Genomic DNA, 19,344 nt, shown 5'->3' on the forward strand with positions numbered 1-19,344 from the left:
GTTTAATTAACTCTCATCGTTCTTTCACTCGAACGCCGATTTCAAACGCCTTGTTTATGAGCTCGCTTCCATCCAGTTCCAAATGATTGGAAATAGTCGCCAACAGATTGTCGTCCGCTTCAACTTTACTCTCAATAATTTCTGACGCTGTCATGATTAGTTTCATGTTCTTTGTTAGCTGCTCCCTCAAGAAAAAAACGTCCTTTAAGGCAACGTAGTTTGTATAAACACATAACAGGATAACAACCAGAAACAGATGAGCAACCAGCGTAAACTGATAATCCAAGAAGGTTATATACAAAGAAAAACAAACACAGACCAATATTATAAATAGGTTTGTTAATTGGAAACGCCGCTTTTTAGCTCGCTTTATTAGTACAATATTAGCTGTGCTGTCCTCAAATTTGGGTAATAATTGTGTAATATTTTTGACGTACCTTACCCTGTCCACATTAATTCCTTTTACACGACCTAAGACTGGCCGTGGATAATCCGTTGTAAACCTGTTATTTGCAGGTATTTCGTAAGTTGCTTAAATATACGACAGTAACGTGTTATCGGCATCATTAATTATTCTTTTTATTTGCTATTTTTTCAATCAATGATACTGAATCCAAATCAGATAGCATCAGCGCAACGCTTGCAACCATTTTTAGCGAGTCAGGCCATGCTTAATAATCGATTGAGGATTAACCAATATGCTTTGATTGGTCATGCTTTCTCTCATATAGTTCAGAATAACAGGAGAGGTATAACTTGCCAAAAGCAGCATAAAAGTGGCTAATATGCGAAAGAATACTAAGGATGTGCTGCGTAAAATATTTATGACGTCCGCAAAAAGGCATTACCCGCATCGATGCCGGCACCATAATCATGCTGTAAATCCATATCCGAACTGCCTAAGCGTTTACTTCGAAGATGGTCTTTAGCAAAAATTTGAATGAGCTCGACATCATCAGGAGGGTTAGCGATAAACGCGAGCTCTTGGCGATAAGCTTGCTCATGCTGAAGCAAGTAATCAATGGTTTTTGGGCAATGCCCAGACGAGTAAATCAATGACTTTAATTTTTTTAGCCAAACCGACTGAGCATGAAAGTCAGCGTTAACCGTGCGTATAATTACTATTTTTCGAGCACCGCGGCGATAGGCTTCGCGCACGGGTAGCGGCGCCGCTAATCCACCGTCCAGATAGTAATCAGCTGGAGGCGCTTTTGCTTTATTACCTTTTAGCTTATTACCTTTTGCCTTATTAAGTGAGCGGGCAGTTAATTCAGGCGTGAGTTTGACCCCTTCTTTATATAAAAAGGGCAATGCACTGGAGGCTTTAAGCAATTTACGCCAGTGATTACTATTGCCGTTTGGGCGTAAAAAGTACCCTTTTCTATCGCGTGAATTAGTTGCGGTGATCAATAATTCTCGTTCTCCCAATGATTTTTTAGCCGCCGCAAAGTCTAAGGCAAAACTGCCTTGAATGGTTTTATCAAAGTACCAGTCTAAATCGACAACATTGCCTCCCATTAATCCACGGCCAAGCTTATAAAAACGCTTTTGACGCGATAAACCTCGGATTAATCGTTTGGCATAGCCTTTTTGACGAGATAAAAAACTCGTCAGATTTTGCGATCCAGATGAGGTGCCGATAAATAAATCGAAAGGATCAAAATCATGCTCCAACCAGGCATCTAACACACCGGCAGTGAATATTCCTCGTTGACCACCACCTTCAGCAATCAGTGCTACTTTTACGCTCAAATCAATTCGCCCCCGCATTAATAACGCTACGCTTTGTTGTTCGTGAAGATAATATTGAGAACTCCCTTGCGATTAAGACAAATAAGAGCTTTAACGGCTAGTCTCTAAAAATAGCTGGAGTTCTATCTATCTATCTATCTATCTATCTACATAAAATGGTATCACATCTAAATAAAAGCAATTAAATCGTTGAATTTAATCAATAATAAATATCAAATTAACATAAAAAAAGTCGCTAAAGTGTAAAATTAAGCGGCTATAATAGCTGGACATGGAATTATACCGTCGATTTAACTGTACACTTAATAAGCAAAAGCGCCTAACTGAAGTGGCATAATGAAACGGCAAGGTCTATTATTTAATAATGACATAGATGACCAAAAAGGTGGCAGAGAGCCAATTCACAAGCGAGGAGAAACTTATGTTAGTTAGCTTAAAAGAATTAAATGGTAGTATCGTCAACGGTATGGATGGTGATTTAGGCGAAATAAAAGATGTTTATTTTGACGATAGGTTTTGGACAATTAGGTATTTAGTGATTGACACGCACCCATGGCTTCCCCTTAGTGAAAAAGTGTTAATAAGCCCTATTGCATTGCTAAATTTTAGTGCGCATGAGCGTTTACTCAATGTATCTTTAACAAAAGAAATGATTGAGGATTGTCCTAAAGTGGAAGAGCATGAAACGGTTTCGAGAGAGTTTGAAAAATTCTATTTCGATTATTTTGGGTATGGCTATTATTGGATGGACACAGACACGTGGGGAGAATATGCTTACCCGACAGCCTTGTCTACTCGAAATATGTTGTCTTTTGATAGCGCAAGCGACAAGGATATCGAGCGAACTAACCATCTTCAGTCGTCAAACGAAGTCTCACACTATAGCGTCAATGCAATGGGTGACAACAAAGGTTATGTTAAAGACTTTATTTGGGATACCGATAGCTGGTCACTGCGTTATCTTGTAATAGATACTCATGATTGGTTACCTGGCGGAAAAAAGGTACTCATATCGACTGAACAAGTGAAGAGCGTAGATTGGGAGTATAAAACAATTACTTGCAACGTTAGCATATCGCAAATAGAAGCCTGTCCAGAATATTATCATGACAAATTGAATGACCTTGATTATTTAACGTTGGTTAAAAACAAATTGCAGGTGGACCCATAAACGACAATCAGTCGGGTTTGCTTGCCTGTGCTGCAAAGCGCTATATCGACTTATTTAGTTTCGGTTAAATTTCGGCATATGCTTACATTAACCATACACTTGGATTGCAACATACGCGGTCATTTTGTTAATCTTAGTAACGAGTATAACGTTAGTAACCAACGATTAGTGAAATGTAACTAATAGGAGCTACAATGAATGACAAGAACGGACACGGTATCGCAAATTTTGCGGCCTTAAAAACCGCCATAGTCAATGATGAAGTGCAGTCGGTAAAGGAACTCTCAGGCGACCAGGAGATGCAGGACCTTGAAAAAAGCTATCTCGTTGACTTAGCCAAACTAAGTAATAATCATGCGATCATAAAATTACTTGAAGATATTCCAGTAAAGGGATAAGAAGCGCTAACATTTCGCTGCAATAACGACTTCAGGTTTGCCGGACAAACGCCGATCCAGCCAACCGCAAATGTCGCTATTAAAGGAAATTTGCTCAAGCCCAAAATACAAAGAAATGCAGTGTATCTGTTGCATCATTCGGCATCCGAATTACCTTTATCATTTAATTGATCAAACTTGCCTGCCATAGTCGGATTGCGCCTAGTTAGTTTCTTGATTGTTACATCCTGTGACTTATCATTTGCCAGACGAAGGTTCCTATCGGTGCTGAGCAGGGCGTCCTTGGTTTTCTGCAAATGATCGATAGACTTATCAATCTCATCGATCGCTGTTTTAAATTTCTTTGAGGCGAGATCATAGTTCCTTGCGAAAGCGGTTTTAAATGAATCGAGATCATCTTCAAAGTTTGTTATGTCAACGCTCTGTGCTTTAACAAGTGCAAGTTCCCTCTTATATTCGAGTGATTTCATCGATGCATTGCGCAATAACGTAATGATCGGAAGAAAAAACTGCGGCCGCACAATATACATCTTCGGGTAACGATAAAACATATCCACGATCCCAGTATTGTAAAGTTCGCTGTCAGGCTCTAACAGAGACACTAGCACTGCATACTCGCAGCCCTTTTCTACGCGGTCCTTGTCCAACTCTCTCAAGAAGTCCTCGTTCTTTTTTTTAGTGGCGGTAGTATCATTTTCGTTTTTCATTTCAAACATAATTGAAACAATCTCAGTGTCATTTTCGTCCAAGTCACGAAAAATATAGTCGCCTTTACTGCCTGTTCGAGCGTCATTATCTTTTTCAAAATACGCCCGCGGAAACGCAGTTGCACGAATACGATTAAATTCTGTTTCACAATGCTGCTCGAGGGTTTCGCCAACCATCTTAGTTGATAGGCGGGCCTTCATATCCCGAAGCCGCTCAATTGCATCATCGCGATCTTTGATTTGTGTCTCGTATCTATCTTTAAGCGAGGTCTCGGCAAGTTGCTTTTCAAGCCCGGCTTGCTTAAGACCGTTCTTCAATTCGTCGCGCTCCTTCTCAACTGCGCTGACAGCGGCGATTATCGCCACCTTCTGCTCAAGTTCAGTGGCGCCAAGCTTGGCTTGTAATGCCTGAATTTCTCTGTCTTTTATTGCTGCGGTTTCCTGTAGTTCCTTGGCAAGCTTAGCATCGGCAAGTTCGGAAGCTGTTAGCCTATCGCGCTTAATTTGCTCCAGCTCATTAGCCAGACTATCTCGCTCTTTTTTGACATCCCCCAACGCCTCGGTTACGGCAAGCTTCTGAGTGACTTCACCTGTATCTAATTTGGCTTTTAACGCTTGGATCTCAATATCCTTAGCCGCCACGGCTCTATGCATTTCGCTGCCACCTTGACTCTTGGCCAGTTCTACGGCATTAAACTTATCCTTTTCAGCCAATTCTAGTCGTTCGTGTATCTGTTGCTCAAACTCGCTGTCGCGGACCTGCTTTAAAATGTCGGCATACCCAGTTTCGTCGATCTTGAATGCTTTATTACAGTGTGGGCAGATGATTTCATGCATGTCTTATTAATTCCTTTTTGATGGAGATTCGCGTTGCTTATATTGGGACGCCGCGCTGGCTTTGAGTAATTTGTAGAAGGTGTCTCAAGCAGCCTTAACTTGTTCGTATCACGGATAAGTCAACCTACATTAATCAAGTAAAGCGTTAAGCGCTATTAGAACCGAAAATGGAAGATGTTTAAAGTCCTCTTAAACTCAATATTATTCAAAAGTTAAAATGGACTGGAGTCAAGCGAGTTTTATGCAGGAAACTATTGGTAACGCAACTAGTGTCAGGTAAATCGGATCTACCAATAATAGGCGATAGCCCTAAGCGTATAGCCATATATCGTTGCGTCCACAACACCTGCTTGTCCTAACGCTAATTTTATTTATAAATCATCGCTTAGGCATTCTCCGCGTAATTGCTTAACTCGACTATGTCCTCAACAATTTGTGGATATAGTTGAAGCGGCAAGGTATGCCCCATTCCTTCGAGGATTTTTAAAGTGGCACCAGGAATTGCTGCTGCAGTGGCAATGCCGCACTCCACAGGCACTAGGGGATCAATATCACCGTGAATAATTAAACTGGGTATTTGTAATTTCTGTAAACCCAGAGTGCGATCCGGTGAATCAATTATTGCGCTTAACTGGCGGGTAACACCAGCAGGATTAGCCCCCCTTTGCACTGAATAACGTATCACTTTTTCAACACTTTCTCGGTCAAAAGGGAAATATTCGCCATGCAACATACGCCACACACCCAAACTCTGCTCCACGAGCGGCTCAATCTCTTTGGCTAGCGGTTTAAGTAACTTTGCCATGACTCTTATCTTTGCTTTTGGCAAAGAACGATTGCCAGTAGTAGACATAATAGAGGTGAGACTACTTACTCTGTTAGGCGATTTCAAAGCCATACATTGGGCTATCATACTGCCCATTGAGGCACCTACAATATGGGCTTTATGTATATTTAGCGAATCCATCAAAGCTAAGGTATCATCAGCCATATCATCAAGTAGGTAAGGCGCGTTCACTTTTTTGCTAAACAAACTGTTGCAAATAAAATCCCACGTGCTTGGCACAGGGTAGTGAGTCAGCCAAGTGCTTTTACCAATATCACGATTGTCAAAACGAATGACCCTCAACTTATTAGTGGCTAATAATTGACAGAACTGATCGCTCCAGTGGATCATCTGGGTGCCCAGTCCCATAATTAAGATAATGACCGGATCGCTGGGGACACCAAAACTATCATAGGTGATTTGCAAGCCATTAGCGCTGACTTGCTGTGCAACTTGGTGCTTTATGTTATCCGGCATTTTTTATAGACTCCTCTAGTTCATTAGCGCTTTAACGCATGTAGCAAGTGACCCTACCCAGGTCAGGCATCAAATTAAGCATCTAAACCAAATAATTCATACTCGGTAAATTTATAATAATGACATCAGACATGCGCTTATCAATTAACTGCTGCTGATGTGCAAGAACAATAAAACACAACTCTGATGTATACAACAGGCACTGGATTTTCACTATGCCATTGTAATCGATAGCAGTGGGATTTGATTGAGGAATAAATTTTACTAAGGCCTGATGTGAGAAGTAGTAATAAAAATTAAGAAACCACTTTAGATATCCATAACACTATTAATGGCGACGCAAAATAGTTAGCCGCCATTAATTAGCAAAGGCAGAACATCTCCTTGTAAACTCCCTCGCCACTTTCTATCGCCGTCTACAAACAATATTTCACCATTGTGGCCGCGTTTTATACTTGTATCGATGCCGATAACTTTGCCTTGATAGCGCGATATCACCAGTTCTTGCGACGTATGTCCAACAACAATTCTTGCCACATCAAAGTGAGCGAGTAAGCGGTCTATTTCAGATGAAGTTGCTTTGATTTCATTAAAATAGCCTCGATACCAAATTGGACCATTGATTGTGTGCAAAAATTTCGCCATGCCAAGTCTTGGTGCCTCTAGTTCAGTCTCAATTAGATGCTCTTTAAAGATATTATTGATCATCAGCAGGCTGATCTTTTCATTCACAAGTTCAGGGTGAAACCCGCCATGTACAAACAAACTATCATTTATTTTAACCAACACATTTTTACTGCGCAGCCATTTGCCCAGGACACTGTTTTGACCAAATAACTCATGAAATGGTCGCTCAAGTACTTTTGCGGATGCAATATATTTTTTATGCAAGTATTTCAATTGGTTATTTAGCACCATCACTTCATGATTGCCTAACAAAAGATGTAATTTTCCACCCGCCGAAATGGCTTCTTTCTCAAGATGATATAAAAACCAAGCTATTTCTGTCACCTTATCGCCGCGGCCAAATAGATCGCCCGCAATCACTAAATGATTATTAGTAAAACGCCAATTATTATTAACATCAATGATCTTATTATTTTTTAATAAGGTGAGCATCAGGTCATATTGGCCATGTAAATCACTTAAAGCCGCAACAGTGAAGTCCCCACTATAATGGATTGCTTGGGGCGGCAAATCGAGTGTGGTTATTTTTGCTTTTAAACCACATTCAGAAAAATAAAACGGAAGTGATGCTACGTTTATAGATTTTGATTGTGCGTTATTTTGACAAACCCAATCAATATCTAATGTATCATTATTGACAAAAATATAAGGACCATCAGAAATCTTCCCTTGTTCTTGAGGGTCAGAAATAGACTGACTAGAGGCACTTTGAATAGTTACTGCATTAATTAACCAGATAAAATAGATAAATCGACTCAATTGCTTACTCCAGAGGAACGCAATATAACTAAACTTGAATAGAATATTAGGCCCTTTTTCGAAAAGGCCTAACATAAGAGTTACTCAATTTTTGAATGTCAGTTTCATTATATATTTAAAAACTTAACTCAAAACCAAGATAAACAAAGCGCCCTAAACCACCGCCGTATTCACTTTCAAAGTTACCTCTTCCGCTCTCAACATTATCGCCTGTATTTGGCACAAATGGACCTTGATTATCAAACACATTGTTCGCACCACCGAACAAACGTAGTTCACTGCCATCCAGTTCCAAATTGTATGACGCCGACAAGTTATGTGTTGTATAAGATCCATAAAATAAATACAGTGGTATTTCTGGATTTAAAATAGCATCTGGATCGCCTGCATCAATAAGCAACTGGTTCTGTGCAAAGCGTTCTTGATAGTCTTCAACTCTGTCTAAATCATCAACTGTTGAGCTTTTGAAGCGAGTGCTCCATCTCACGCGCCAGTTATCTTTACGCCACGATACCGAGGCAGAAGCTCTATTATCAAAAATACCTGTACTGAGTTGCCCTTTGTTGTTAACTATTTCAAGCCCGTCATTACCGACAAAGCTCCGTGAATGCTCGATTACGTGGTTCATATCGGCCTTAAATCTTAGGCTGCCGTATTGTTCGAGGTCGTATCTATATGAAATCGCAATGTCGTATCCACGAGTCGCTATTTCATCTAAGTTAAACTCTCGTTGCAATATTTCAATCAGCTGTCCATCATCATCACGACGAATGTCATTACAAAAAGAATTACCGCTGCCAAAAGCAACCGACGATTCATAACAATTACGCAATATATCTTGGTTAGCAATGGTACCAATTGCATCCTTTACCGTAATATCATAATAATCAATCGCAATATTGAAGTTTTCTATAAATGTAGGGGACATCGTGATACCAAACGTATAAGTGTCTGCGGTTTCTTCGGTTAACGATTCGTTACCGGCATTCGGTGAATAGCCATTATTTTCATCTTCAAATACGCCTAATCTCGCAATTGTTGCTGCTATGCCGGGGTCGAGTCTGCAGCTAGCGTGACCCTCTTCAGTTGAAGTTGCCGTAACCTCAGCACAAATATCATCAAAGCTATCAAAGTCACCACGCGCTGGTGACAACGCTTCAGTGATACTCGGAGCTCTTTGCGCGCGAGCATAGTTGGCTCTGATCAAGTAGCCATCTGCAGGTTGCCACGCTAATCCAAGTTTGTAGCTGGCAACGGTGTCGATACCTTCAAAACTATATTCAGCCAGTCGCAATGAAGTTTCAGCTGTTAAGCTCTTAGCAAAGGGCTGATCAACTAATAAAGGAACAGCCGCCTCAGCAAATACTTCCATGACTTCAAGGTCAGCATCAAAGGAAGGAACGACGTTAAAGGTCACGCCACCAAATCTTTGCTCGTCGTTAGTACGCAGCTTCTGCGTATCTTTGCGATATTCAACCCCAAATACGGTTGCGACTGGACCTGCTGGCATATCAAATAGGTCACCAGCGATATAACCTAAGAAATTAATTTGACTGATATCGGTACTAATTCTTGGGTTGGCTCGGATCCAATCGGCGGCATCAGGTGTTATTGATCCTACACCGAAGATATTAAGCGGAACACAACCGGCGCTGCGGGCATCGGCGTCAGCGCATTGAATCGTCACCCCATCGGCCGCAAATTCTGCATCTAATGCCTGCGAAGTTTTAACAACGTCTAGTTCGTTTAAGCGTGATTGTCTTTGTTTGAATTTGCCATACCCAACTGACACATCCCAGTCCCAATCATCTTCAAAAACGGTGCCTTGGAAGCCTAACCAAGACCTAATAGTTTCACGGTCATTGTCGGTTATTATGTTACCTACTTCAAAGAAACGCCGGTCCCAGCTCACACTGCTGCCAGCATTGGCGGCAATTTCTGCTGGTACAAATGGGTTATCAGGTGATATTGAACCGGGCCTTACTTCACCAGGTGCCCCCGTTATGGGGTCGAGGATCAATACATCGGAATTCTCTGCATCATCTTCTGGTGACTTTACATTAATCGACTGATTAGATGCGTATTGAATTTGGAAGGTACTTGAGACGTCGTCGGTTAAATCATAATTGAATTTGAACGCAGCCGCTAAGCGGTCAATTGGGACTTTAAGTTTGTCATATATTTCTGAGTTAAGTCCATCTCGCTCTTCTACCCAACCCGTTTGCAAACCCGCTTCATTAAAAAAGTAGCCGCCATTCGCCGCGCTATTACCTTCTTCGAATACCCCACCAGCTGTGCCGTCGCTGCGCTCACGCCAATCGGCTTGAGTAATGTCACGCATACACTGGTCGCCAGACTCTGTATTATTCTCATTACATAAGAGGCTGGTGTTGTAATCGTAGCTAGACTCTATTTGTGCGCGATCTCGGTCAACAAAATCAAGTCCAAATTGTCTGTCCCAAGTGGCACTGAAAAATACGTAAGCTCTATCATTGTCAAACGACGTGCCATAGTTAGCATCCACCGTGAATTCTTTACCACCGCCCTCTGGCGTCTGTCCTGCTCGTGTTCTAAACTCAAAGCCCTCTTTGCTGCTTTGAGTAATGATATTGACGACTCCAGCAATGGCATCTGACCCATAAATGGCTGAAGCACCACCGCTTATAATTTCTACTCGGTCAACCATACCGCTCGGTATCGTGCTTAAGCTAACAAAGTTACCGCTATAACTATTAGAGACAACTCTGCGTCCATCAATGAGTGTCAGGGTTCGGTCAGTACCGAGGTCTCGTAGATTAATTGTAGAAAGCCCAGTGGTAGAAACACTAGACTGACTGTTAGTATTGCTGCTGCCTTCTGATATTGACGGTATTTCTTCTACCAAAATTTCCGCTAAAGAACCCAGTCCCGTATCTTGAATACTTTCTTTGTCTATTGTGACCAATGGCGTTGCCATATTAAAGCTGTCTCTGCGAAGACGAGAGCCTGTGACTTGTATTTTTTCAACTTTATCAGCCGTTGGTGTAACGTTAGGCGTTGTTTGTTCTTGTGCAAAAGCGCCAGGACTTAGCGCCAATGCGCCTCCGACAAACGCGCTATTTATCGCAATGCAAATAAGTTTCTTTTTCATGCTTTCCCCTCTCTCTATTTTAGTTTTTAGAATGTGTTGGTTTTTTATTATTATTTTATTTGCCATTGCTGTGGGACGTAGTTATATTTTGGATTCAGGTTACATACAATCTGTAACAACTCGCTTTTATATCTCTAAAATATCTCTAAGCATTTTATTTAATAAAAACAAAATCTTAGCCCCAACCTTCGTTTTTTTTAATAAAAACATTTAATGTAAATAATAAGTACAGCGCTATTATCTTCGATTTGTTGCGTGAATAAGGCTTAACCCGTAAACTCAAACAGGGGTTGAAAGAAGTTGAAAGGCGAGTTTAAAACTGTGAAAAAGGGATGTAATGTAGATGGGGCCGACTAATACGTTCCGAATAGGCAACTGCCTAATTCAACCAGCTGATTTTTCAATTCACTTTGACAATGGTTGCATTCAAGCACTGCAACCAAAGTACATGGAGGTACTCGTTTATCTCGCATTGCATTATCCACGGGTTATTCCGCGAAAAGAACTTATTGATAAAATTTGGAATAATAACAGCTACGTTGGCGAAAAAGCCCTCACCAATACTATTTGGCACTTGCGCCAAAACTTAATTGACTTAACCGTGCAGGATAGTGAGGGAAATAAAACAGGCAGTCAGGACGAAACAAACGTCACCGAAGTTATCAAGACTATCCGTAAAGGCGGTTATCAACTGCTCATACAACCCATTTGGCAGAGCGATTTCAACCTTATTAATACCAATAAAAATGACGATTTTGCAGAAGCTGCAAATGGTGTACCTCCTCTAAACAAAGACAAATACCAGAAACGACATTTTGTAATTGTAATCGCAGTAGCCTTAGTAATGGTGAGCACTACATTATGGTTTACCCTTTTCTCGGGGTCTGCCGGACGTCCAGTAATGACTGAGATCGAACGAATAACGCGAGATCCAGGAAGCGAAATTCACCCTTCAGCCTCACCTAACGGACAATATCTGGTCTACGCATGGGAACGTCCCGATGGTCAAACCAATATGTACATGGTCGACCTCACGCAACCACAACTGCGAGCCAGACAACTCACCTTTGATGACGCTGAACAAAGTATTTCGGTATGGAGCAACGACGGTCAGTTTCTTTACTTTTCTCGCCGAAATAGAGCGGAATCTATATGCGATATCGTTGAAATGAAAGTGACAACTAATCAAGAAAGACAAGTAGCCAACTGCCCGTCTGTTGGGGGCTATAACTATCTAGATATTTCGCCTGACGATACGCAGTTAGCTTTTCGTGGATATGACGCATCCACAGGGAATACGGGCATTTATATTGTTGATTTAACTACTGAGAACGCAAAACCCGTGCGTTTTTCTTGCAATATAGATTGCGGCTACAAAGACCGTGATATCGCATTTTCACCGGATGGAAAATCATTAGCAATTAGTCGCCGAAACTATTGGTATTCCGAAGATATATTGCTTATTGACATTCTAAGCGGTGAGGAACAAACCTTAGTCACTAACGAAGAGGATATCGTCGGATTAGCTTGGCACCCCGATGGCAAACACTTAATTTATGCTGCACAACGCGCCGATATCAAACGCGGACATATTATTAACATCGACACAAAACAATCGCAATCACTGAGCATAGAGGGATTTAGTTATCCATCATTCGCAAAAAATACGGGCGAACTGTTTTATCAGTATCAAAATGAACGATACTACATTACAAAATTGCAGATAGACAAAGATGCAATGAGTAGCCCGTTCCCCGTAATAGAATCTGAATTTAGCCATCTTTATCCCGACTACTCGGCGCCAGCCAATGCCATTGTTTATGTCTCAAACGAGTCTGGATATTATGAGTTATGGATAGCTGATGATAAGGGAATGAACCGACAACAGCTTACTTTTTTAAAACAATCGGTTAATTATCCAAGATGGTCAAGGAAAGGCGATAAAGTCGCTTTTCTTGCACCAATAGAAAATACAAACACTGATAAAATACATATTATTGATGTTAAATCAAAAAAAGTGACGACGGTTGATACTGCTTTTAAATTACACAATAGGCCAACTTGGAATTGGAATGATAGCGCCGTTATCTCGGCAGTATATACCGATAAATTCATTGACTTATTCGAGATTTCGATAGCCGATGGCTCATCAACTCGTCTAACTTTTGACGGCGGGCGCTACGGCATTATGACGTCGCCAACAACGTTGTTGTATACTCGGAGAGAGAGCGGTCTGTGGCAAAAAGAACTTGAAGGAGACACCTTCTTAAAACTTTCTGGCGAGATATTCAATGAACGTTTCTCATGGGTCTACGCCAATAATGCAATTTATTTTAGTACTAATAAAATAGATCATCAATTACATCTGCGTTACGATTTTGCTCAACAGTCATTAGTGGAATTATCGCGTTTACCGCTTAATAAGGTATCGGGCTATCAAGAGATTTCAATAAACCTAAACAAACAAGAACTTCTCTTCACAAGCGGCAAGTCAGCGCAATCTGATATTAAAAAACTAATTCATCCTTTACTATAGGTTTCATAACTGAATATGGAAAAAGGTTACTTGAGTGCGCTTTTGGCATGTTTAGTAAACGTCTGAATTAGTCGCGTCCATATAGACCGACCACATCAGTTTCTCGAAGTGCATTAGAAATGATATATGCAAGATTTTGAAGCACCTTATCATCCAAATCATGTCCATAAGTATCATCAATTACTTTAAAATTATCGACGTCTAAAATAGCCACCACCATTGAATCTTTCTTACTCACTTCAGTGGTCAACATTCGTTCAGCCTGAGACATCGCATTTCTTGAATCAATGAACTATCCGTCAACAAGCTAGCTCGGCATAAACGCCCGTTAGTTTACTCTTTTTTAGTAATGACCAATTCTATTTTCTTACTCTCTCCAGCAAACCACTTTTGCACATAAATGCTACCAATCACTGGTGGCATGCCATCTTCTGGGACCTCTTTGTAACGAACACTATTTTTATTTTGCTTTTCGAACTCAAATTTAACTTTTTTTTCAGACATCTGTTCTCTAATTATATGGTGTTTAAAAACTGCGATTATAACTTTACCTAACAACGCGATAGGTCACCCTAACATCACTACTTGAGACTTTCACAAAAATACCCTGATGCTCAATCTCTATAATCTCGCTAACCTCTTCTAAGTGATGTTTTACCATTATAAAGGAGCCACCGCTGCAGTGAAACAACTAGCGCATTTGTTGCTAACACTTTTGGTTTTATTTCATGTTTGGTTGTTGTTGTGATCGCTTTTGCTGAATGATAAAGAATCAAAAATTGCTTAGGAAATCCCTTAACCGGTAAAGAGTACGTCTCTACTTCGACTTCACTAACGAACATGAATATGGACTCAATTCAGAACTATGAACGGAGAGATGGTGTATTTCAATTACTGTTGGTTACGCGATAATTGCGTCATCTCATGGGATAGCAGCAGGCAAGAACCTACCTTTGACATTCTTGATGAATCTGATGATCTGCATGCCACCAGCGCCAGGTTGGGTAACGAATCACTGGATATTATTTGGAGCGATGGATTTGAAAGCCGATACGACCTACGTTGGCTTGAGCTTTGGCACAAGGGCTGCAATCATGGTGATTTGGCCGTTCGTGTTCGTGAGAATTGGTATGGTGATCACTATTCGGACATGGCGCGTTTTAACTACGATAATGTCATGCTTAACCCGCCCAATGTAGCCGACTGGGCGGAAGCAATGTTGGATGAAGGTATCGCCTTAATTCAGTATATGCCAAATTCTGACAAAGGGCTGAAGACCTTATGCGAACTGTTTGGAACGGTGCGTCCATCTTTTTCTGGTTACACCTTTGATGTCAAATCCAAAGCCAATCCTGAAAACCTTGCTTACACTAATAAGGCGCTTGAGTTGCACACTGATTTACCTGCAGAAGAGCTTGCTCCGGGTATTTAATTCTTGCATTGCAGGATCAATGATGCAAAAGGTGGCAACATTTTATTTGTGGATGCCACTGTCGTCGCTAATACCTTAAAACAGCCGCATCCGAATTACTTCAAAATACTCACTGAATACGGGGTGCCTTATCGCTATGCGTCTAAGTGACCCTCCCTGATCAATCTACTTTTGGCCAGGGAAGATGACCACGTCATAAAAACTTCACCTATTAAAAAAGTAAAAAGCAGGTATCGAGGTCGCACCCTTTGTCAGTATATTCCTGCTATCAGAGACATGTATGTTGGGCTTTGGCGCACTAAAACCGCCAAACGAGGGACTTGAAATATACGCATTTTTTGCAAGTTTATGTTGAAGTTCTTGCGGCAGCCTACCAGCAAAAACAATCGCTTCAGGGTCAAGTAAGCTTTGAATTGCTTTGAGTGGGTACTTCATAGATTCAATGCAAGCGATAACCCAAGATTCCACTATTGGATCTTGAACACCAATCGCGGTCTGGATATCGCTAATTGATATCGTTTTTCCTGTTGCATCACTCAAGTATTGTTGCAATGAGCCTATTGTGGGTCTGGGCATGTTACCGTTTGAACCAAATAGTGCTGAAATCTCGCCTGCATTACCAAATGCGCCATCCACTAACCTACCGTTAAAAACAAAACCGCCGCCAACATCTAAGGTAAAAAGTAATAAAAAGAAACTCTGTATTTCTGCTCCTCTTTTTGTAAGAGAAAAACCGATCGAAGCAGCATTACCATCGTTTTCAACAAAGCATTGGCATCGATACCTTGCGGCAAACATTGTTTGAAAATCCACAGTAGACCAACCTAGAGGATCTTGTTGTGAACAAATTTGGCCGTCAATATTGGTAAAAAATCCTGAAATAGAGACACCTATTCCGAGAACTGTGGCGTTTTGATCAATTTCTGAAAATAGTTTATCGAGCATCAGAATTGCTGTCGACGTTACTTTTTTAGCAGAGAGAAATGTCCCCTCTTCACAATAGCTAGTAATAGTATCCGTATTGAAATCATTCAAAACGACTGTAACCCGGTCGTGTTCAAAGACGACCCCAACACATAAAAAAACATTTTTATTTAGGGTTAAATAAATTGCAGGTTGGCCGCGTTTGCCTTCTGCGCGGGAATGTTCGGAAATGATACCCAAACCAATAAGATGTTTGGTCAGTCGAGTTAAAGATTGTGTCGATAGGCCCGTCGCTTTGGCAATTTCCGCACGCGTAGATTTTCTGTTACGCCGGATAACCTCGATCACCCTCTTATGGCTGGAGTTTAATTTTTTTTCAATTTCTGAAACAGATTGGTGCTGAATTTGCGCGTGCAATTTACGGTCCTTATCTTTAATAGTGCATTAGTTGTGTTGTTACTTTCGCAGTAAGCTTACCTATTGTTAACATTACTATCCAATTCATCATTTAAAATAGTATATTAAGTACCAACAGGGTATTAAATTAAATTTAAACATATTAACAATTAAACCCGGAATCTTTTGTTTTTAATACGATTTAATTAATAATACATGATAAATCAATACCTTTTAAATACCTACTTTTATTAATTAAATAACAAATTGGTATTTAATGGTTGACTAATTAACGTCTAATCGCTAACTTAAGTACCAGTTCGGTAATTAAGTTTGTGTTTCACCATAACCAACGTGCTGACTCCTCTAATTTGAGGATGTTTAAGTAAGCACTGAATTGAATGGCCTCGACTTATATCGACATTTAGCTTGCTTTAGGATCATTTTTTCAAAAAGCAACGAGGCAATATTTTGCTTCCTATAATACTCATTAGGAAAATCAGGAGTTCGGTAAATATTATGAAACAGCAACCAAACACAACCATCTATATGCCTAAATGCATTTTGGCCGCGTCTATCACTCTTGCACTGAGTACACCTGCACTTGCCCAAGAAACACCTGAACCATCACAAAAAGACGTGGAGCTGATCACCGTAACCGGTGTGCGAGGTAGTCTGTTAAAATCATTAAATCAAAAACGATTTGCCAACAAGGTAGTAGATGTCATTACCGCTGAGGACATCGGAAAGTTTCCGGAAGCCAATCTGTCCGAAGCACTTCAACGTGTTCCTGGAGTTACGCTAAATAGAAATCCATCGGGTGAAGGAACCGCAATTAATTTAAGAGGCCTTGGCCCTGAATTCACTTCAACAGAAGTTAATGGAATGTTAGCCGGAGGCAGTGATGGAGGACGTGGTTTCTCATTTGAAATATTTCCTGCTGAATTATTCAGTAGCGTAGAAATATCTAAATCTGTTACTGCAGATCAAGTTGAAGGCGGCATTGCAGGTAGTGTTTCGTTGAACACTCCGGATCCTCTTTCAACAGAAAAACCAGTATTAAATGTATCGATATACAACAACTACAGTGAAAACTCTGGCTCCAGCAGTCCTAAAGCGTCCATCGTATTTAACCGCAATTGGAACGATACCTTTGGGATCAACGCTGCGTTAGTCTATTCGGATCTTGACTTGCAATACAGTCAGATACGAGGCAGCAGTCACTCGCCCTTGTCGAGTGTTTGGATTGGGCCTGACGTAAGTGAACCAGGCGGCGCGACTCAAGAACAACTCGATGCACTTTATCCGAGAATCGAAAGTTTTGGTCACGCAACCGAAGAAAGAGAAACATTAGGCGGTGTAGTCACGGCTCAATGGCGGCCCAACGAAAAATTAGACATCAAAGCAAGGGCATTAATCGGTACCATTGATGCCGATCGAAGAAGTACAATATTGGACGCACCTTCAGAAAGTAATATTACTGCGGTTACCAACACGGTGATACAAGATGGGGTTGCAACGCAAGCGACTTTAACGGGTGTGCAACAACGCATAGGCGCCAGTCAGGCCTTGGTGGAGGAAGATGTCAATCAATTTACGTTAAGTGCTGATTGGGATATTTCAGATAATCTAACATTCTCTCCATATCTAGGTTTTTTCAGTCGTGAAAAAACAAATAGCAATGACTTGTTTTCATTTAGACGCATGAATACAGATGGCAATTTTGTAGTCGCCGATGTAAGTTATGTAATGCAAGATGATTACCTTGAGTGGTCTACCCCAGGCACAGACTTTACTAGTAACCCAGAAGAGTTTGTATTGAATGTATTTATTCGTCGGCCAATAGAGCAAGAAGATTCAAATACAACAATGAAGTTTGACTTTACCTATTACGATAACGATTTACTGACAGTTGATTTTGGGATCCGAGTCACTGATAGAGAATTGAAACGCAAACAATCCAGAGCGAATCTTCGAGCGAATAACTTTTTAGCTGACGGCACCACTGCACTGAATCGTCGAACAGATTTACCTACCCTTGAAGACGTGTTTACCTCATTAGAAAGGTTTCAAGTTGATGGTGCAGGTTTTGCCCCTTCAACGTTAATTGGTGGAAATGCTGATAAAATTAAATCAGTTTTCTTTAATGCTGACGGCTCGGGTATCGAAGGAACAGCCTTAGACGTAAATGTCCCCTTTGGGCTTATTAATTCCTATAATCTTAAAGAAGAAACTATCGCTATTTATGCTCAGGCTAATATTGATGTGTCGGAGAAAGTAAACATCAGTACCGGTTTGAGATTCGTCAAAACAGACCAATCTATAGGTGCACAATCCACGACAGATTCTCGTGACCCCGGCGCATTTAGTCCTGTAACGCTGACAAGCGATTACCAAGAAGTTCTACCAAACATCAATATTCGTTACGAATTAAATGATGATATTGTTATTCGAAGCGCCTATTTTAAAAGTTTAAGTAGACCAGCTTTGGGCGAGCTTGCCGCATTTGAAAGTTTCAATGGTATTGACGAAGGTGGCGGCTTAGGAACAAGAGGTAACCCAGATCTACAGCCGTTTACTGCTGATAATTATGATCTAGGGCTTGAATGGTATTTTACCAACGAAGCGATTGCTTCTATCAATGTTTTTTATAAAGATTTAGATGGTTTTATTGATACATCTTCCTTTACTGAAGAAAAGATATTCCCTCGTCAAAGCGATGGCGTATTGGTAACAGGTCCGATTATTTTCACTCAACCTGCAAACGGTGTCTCGGCAACAATAACCGGTTTAGAGCTGGCTTATCAATCTAGGCTCGGTTTTATAAGCGAATCTATGGATGATTTTGGTCTACTCATGAATTACACCCTTATTGACAGTGAAGCCCAATATTCTGATTCTGGAGATGTTAGAAATTCCGGTTTACCAGGATTGTCAGATAGTAGCTTTAATTTAGCTGTTTATTACGACGTTGAAAACTTTAATGCAAGGGTCTCTTACACATGGCGCGATGAATACTTAGTCGCTTTTGCTTCTACTGCTGGTGTTCCTCAGTGGCAGGAAGCATATGGACAACTGGATTTTTCTGCTAGTTATGACGTAACTGAGTCGCTACAAATTCAAATACAAGGCTTGAATTTGTTATCTGAGCAAGAAATTAACCGTTCAGTTCAAAATACACCGTATGACTTAACTCAGATTGATAGACGATTTATCGCTGGGGTTCGTTACGCGTTTTAAAGATTGTGTCGTCCCTTTCTGGGGGCGTAAGGATACCTCCCAGAATTTTTTATTCAATAAGGTTTAAACGAT

15 protein-coding genes are annotated in these 19,344 nt (G+C 40.7%); 6 read left to right on the plus strand and 9 right to left on the minus strand.

What is annotated here, in order from left to right:
- Nucleotides 1-13: 13 nt before the first annotated feature.
- Nucleotides 14-154: a hypothetical protein gene (locus tag CXF81_RS19855; RefSeq protein ID WP_157825530.1), complete on the minus strand. Its 141-nt coding sequence runs from the start codon at nucleotides 152-154 to the stop codon at nucleotides 14-16.
- A 668-nt stretch (nucleotides 155-822) separates the two neighbouring features.
- Nucleotides 823-1,770, minus strand: a complete 948-nt coding sequence (locus tag CXF81_RS08485) for a patatin family protein (protein WP_101180936.1) — start codon at nucleotides 1,768-1,770, stop codon at nucleotides 823-825.
- A 403-nt stretch (nucleotides 1,771-2,173) separates the two neighbouring features.
- Between CXF81_RS08485 and CXF81_RS08490 the strand changes: the two genes are divergently transcribed.
- Both CXF81_RS08490 and CXF81_RS08495 read left to right on the plus strand, forming a co-directional pair.
- Nucleotides 2,174-2,923, plus strand: a complete 750-nt coding sequence (locus tag CXF81_RS08490; protein ID WP_101180937.1) for a PRC-barrel domain-containing protein — start codon at nucleotides 2,174-2,176, stop codon at nucleotides 2,921-2,923.
- A 194-nt stretch (nucleotides 2,924-3,117) separates the two neighbouring features.
- Nucleotides 3,118-3,321, plus strand: coding sequence for a hypothetical protein (locus CXF81_RS08495; RefSeq protein WP_101180938.1), 204 nt, complete (start codon nucleotides 3,118-3,120; stop codon nucleotides 3,319-3,321).
- A gap of 134 nt (nucleotides 3,322-3,455) precedes the next feature.
- Here the strand turns inward: CXF81_RS08495 and CXF81_RS08500 are convergent, their stop codons facing one another.
- From CXF81_RS08500 to CXF81_RS08515, 4 genes are all read right to left on the minus strand, one after another.
- Nucleotides 3,456-4,865, minus strand: a complete 1,410-nt coding sequence (locus tag CXF81_RS08500; protein ID WP_101180939.1) for a DUF2130 domain-containing protein — start codon at nucleotides 4,863-4,865, stop codon at nucleotides 3,456-3,458.
- A gap of 385 nt (nucleotides 4,866-5,250) precedes the next feature.
- Nucleotides 5,251-6,168, minus strand: a complete 918-nt coding sequence (locus CXF81_RS08505) for an alpha/beta fold hydrolase (RefSeq protein WP_101180940.1) — start codon at nucleotides 6,166-6,168, stop codon at nucleotides 5,251-5,253.
- Between the two features lie 348 nt (nucleotides 6,169-6,516).
- Nucleotides 6,517-7,614, minus strand: coding sequence for a metallophosphoesterase (locus CXF81_RS08510; protein ID WP_232771853.1), 1,098 nt, complete (start codon nucleotides 7,612-7,614; stop codon nucleotides 6,517-6,519).
- A gap of 115 nt (nucleotides 7,615-7,729) precedes the next feature.
- Complete coding sequence (locus CXF81_RS08515; RefSeq protein WP_101180942.1) at nucleotides 7,730-10,744, minus strand: TonB-dependent receptor domain-containing protein; 3,015 nt, start codon at nucleotides 10,742-10,744, stop codon at nucleotides 7,730-7,732.
- A 343-nt stretch (nucleotides 10,745-11,087) separates the two neighbouring features.
- Between CXF81_RS08515 and CXF81_RS08525 the strand changes: the two genes are divergently transcribed.
- Nucleotides 11,088-13,280 carry a winged helix-turn-helix domain-containing protein gene (locus CXF81_RS08525; protein WP_101180944.1) on the plus strand — a complete coding sequence of 731 codons (2,193 nt, stop codon included), beginning with the start codon at nucleotides 11,088-11,090 and terminating at the stop codon, nucleotides 13,278-13,280.
- A gap of 67 nt (nucleotides 13,281-13,347) precedes the next feature.
- On the opposite strand, the gene CXF81_RS08530 is transcribed toward CXF81_RS08525, so the two are convergent.
- Nucleotides 13,348-13,551, minus strand: a complete 204-nt coding sequence (locus CXF81_RS08530) for a diguanylate cyclase (protein WP_101180945.1) — start codon at nucleotides 13,549-13,551, stop codon at nucleotides 13,348-13,350.
- A gap of 62 nt (nucleotides 13,552-13,613) precedes the next feature.
- Nucleotides 13,614-13,784 carry a hypothetical protein gene (locus CXF81_RS20065; protein ID WP_198556356.1) on the minus strand — a complete coding sequence of 57 codons (171 nt, stop codon included), beginning with the start codon at nucleotides 13,782-13,784 and terminating at the stop codon, nucleotides 13,614-13,616.
- Between the two features lie 361 nt (nucleotides 13,785-14,145).
- On the opposite strand from CXF81_RS20065, the gene CXF81_RS20650 reads away from it, so the two are divergent.
- Both CXF81_RS20650 and CXF81_RS20655 read left to right on the plus strand, forming a co-directional pair.
- On the plus strand, nucleotides 14,146-14,712 hold the full coding sequence (locus CXF81_RS20650) for a TauD/TfdA family dioxygenase (protein ID WP_198556357.1): 567 nt from the start codon (nucleotides 14,146-14,148) through the stop codon (nucleotides 14,710-14,712).
- Nucleotides 14,713-14,715: 3 nt separating this feature from the next.
- Complete coding sequence (locus tag CXF81_RS20655; protein WP_198556358.1) at nucleotides 14,716-14,862, plus strand: TauD/TfdA family dioxygenase; 147 nt, start codon at nucleotides 14,716-14,718, stop codon at nucleotides 14,860-14,862.
- Between the two features lie 54 nt (nucleotides 14,863-14,916).
- Here CXF81_RS20655 and CXF81_RS08545 read toward each other — a convergent pair whose 3' ends face one another.
- Nucleotides 14,917-16,053: an ROK family transcriptional regulator gene (locus CXF81_RS08545; protein WP_101180947.1), complete on the minus strand. Its 1,137-nt coding sequence runs from the start codon at nucleotides 16,051-16,053 to the stop codon at nucleotides 14,917-14,919.
- A gap of 498 nt (nucleotides 16,054-16,551) precedes the next feature.
- Between CXF81_RS08545 and CXF81_RS08550 the strand changes: the two genes are divergently transcribed.
- Complete coding sequence (locus tag CXF81_RS08550) at nucleotides 16,552-19,272, plus strand: TonB-dependent receptor (protein WP_101180948.1); 2,721 nt, start codon at nucleotides 16,552-16,554, stop codon at nucleotides 19,270-19,272.
- The last annotated feature ends 72 nt before the right edge of the window (nucleotides 19,273-19,344 follow it).

This window comes from Glaciecola sp. 33A (assembly GCF_002836745.1).
In the GTDB taxonomy this organism is placed as follows: domain Bacteria; phylum Pseudomonadota; class Gammaproteobacteria; order Enterobacterales; family Alteromonadaceae; genus Glaciecola.

Excerpts from the sequence above, each read along its gene's own strand:
- CXF81_RS08490 (WP_101180937.1), top strand. The coding sequence starts at position 2,174 with ATGTTAGTTAGCTTAAAAGAATTAAATGGTAGTATCGTCAACGGTATG.
- CXF81_RS08500 (WP_101180939.1), bottom strand. The coding sequence starts at position 4,865 with ATGCATGAAATCATCTGCCCACACTGTAATAAAGCATTCAAGATCGAC.
- CXF81_RS20650 (WP_198556357.1), top strand. The coding sequence starts at position 14,146 with ATGAACGGAGAGATGGTGTATTTCAATTACTGTTGGTTACGCGATAAT.
- CXF81_RS08485 (WP_101180936.1), bottom strand. The coding sequence starts at position 1,770 with ATGCGGGGGCGAATTGATTTGAGCGTAAAAGTAGCACTGATTGCTGAA.
- CXF81_RS08525 (WP_101180944.1), top strand. The coding sequence starts at position 11,088 with ATGGGGCCGACTAATACGTTCCGAATAGGCAACTGCCTAATTCAACCA.
- CXF81_RS08505 (WP_101180940.1), bottom strand. The coding sequence starts at position 6,168 with ATGCCGGATAACATAAAGCACCAAGTTGCACAGCAAGTCAGCGCTAAT.
- CXF81_RS20065 (WP_198556356.1), bottom strand. The coding sequence starts at position 13,784 with ATGTCTGAAAAAAAAGTTAAATTTGAGTTCGAAAAGCAAAATAAAAAT.
- CXF81_RS08530 (WP_101180945.1), bottom strand. The coding sequence starts at position 13,551 with ATGTCTCAGGCTGAACGAATGTTGACCACTGAAGTGAGTAAGAAAGAT.
- CXF81_RS19855 (WP_157825530.1), bottom strand. The coding sequence starts at position 154 with ATGACAGCGTCAGAAATTATTGAGAGTAAAGTTGAAGCGGACGACAAT.
- CXF81_RS08515 (WP_101180942.1), bottom strand. The coding sequence starts at position 10,744 with ATGAAAAAGAAACTTATTTGCATTGCGATAAATAGCGCGTTTGTCGGA.
- CXF81_RS08550 (WP_101180948.1), top strand. The coding sequence starts at position 16,552 with ATGAAACAGCAACCAAACACAACCATCTATATGCCTAAATGCATTTTG.
- CXF81_RS08495 (WP_101180938.1), top strand. The coding sequence starts at position 3,118 with ATGAATGACAAGAACGGACACGGTATCGCAAATTTTGCGGCCTTAAAA.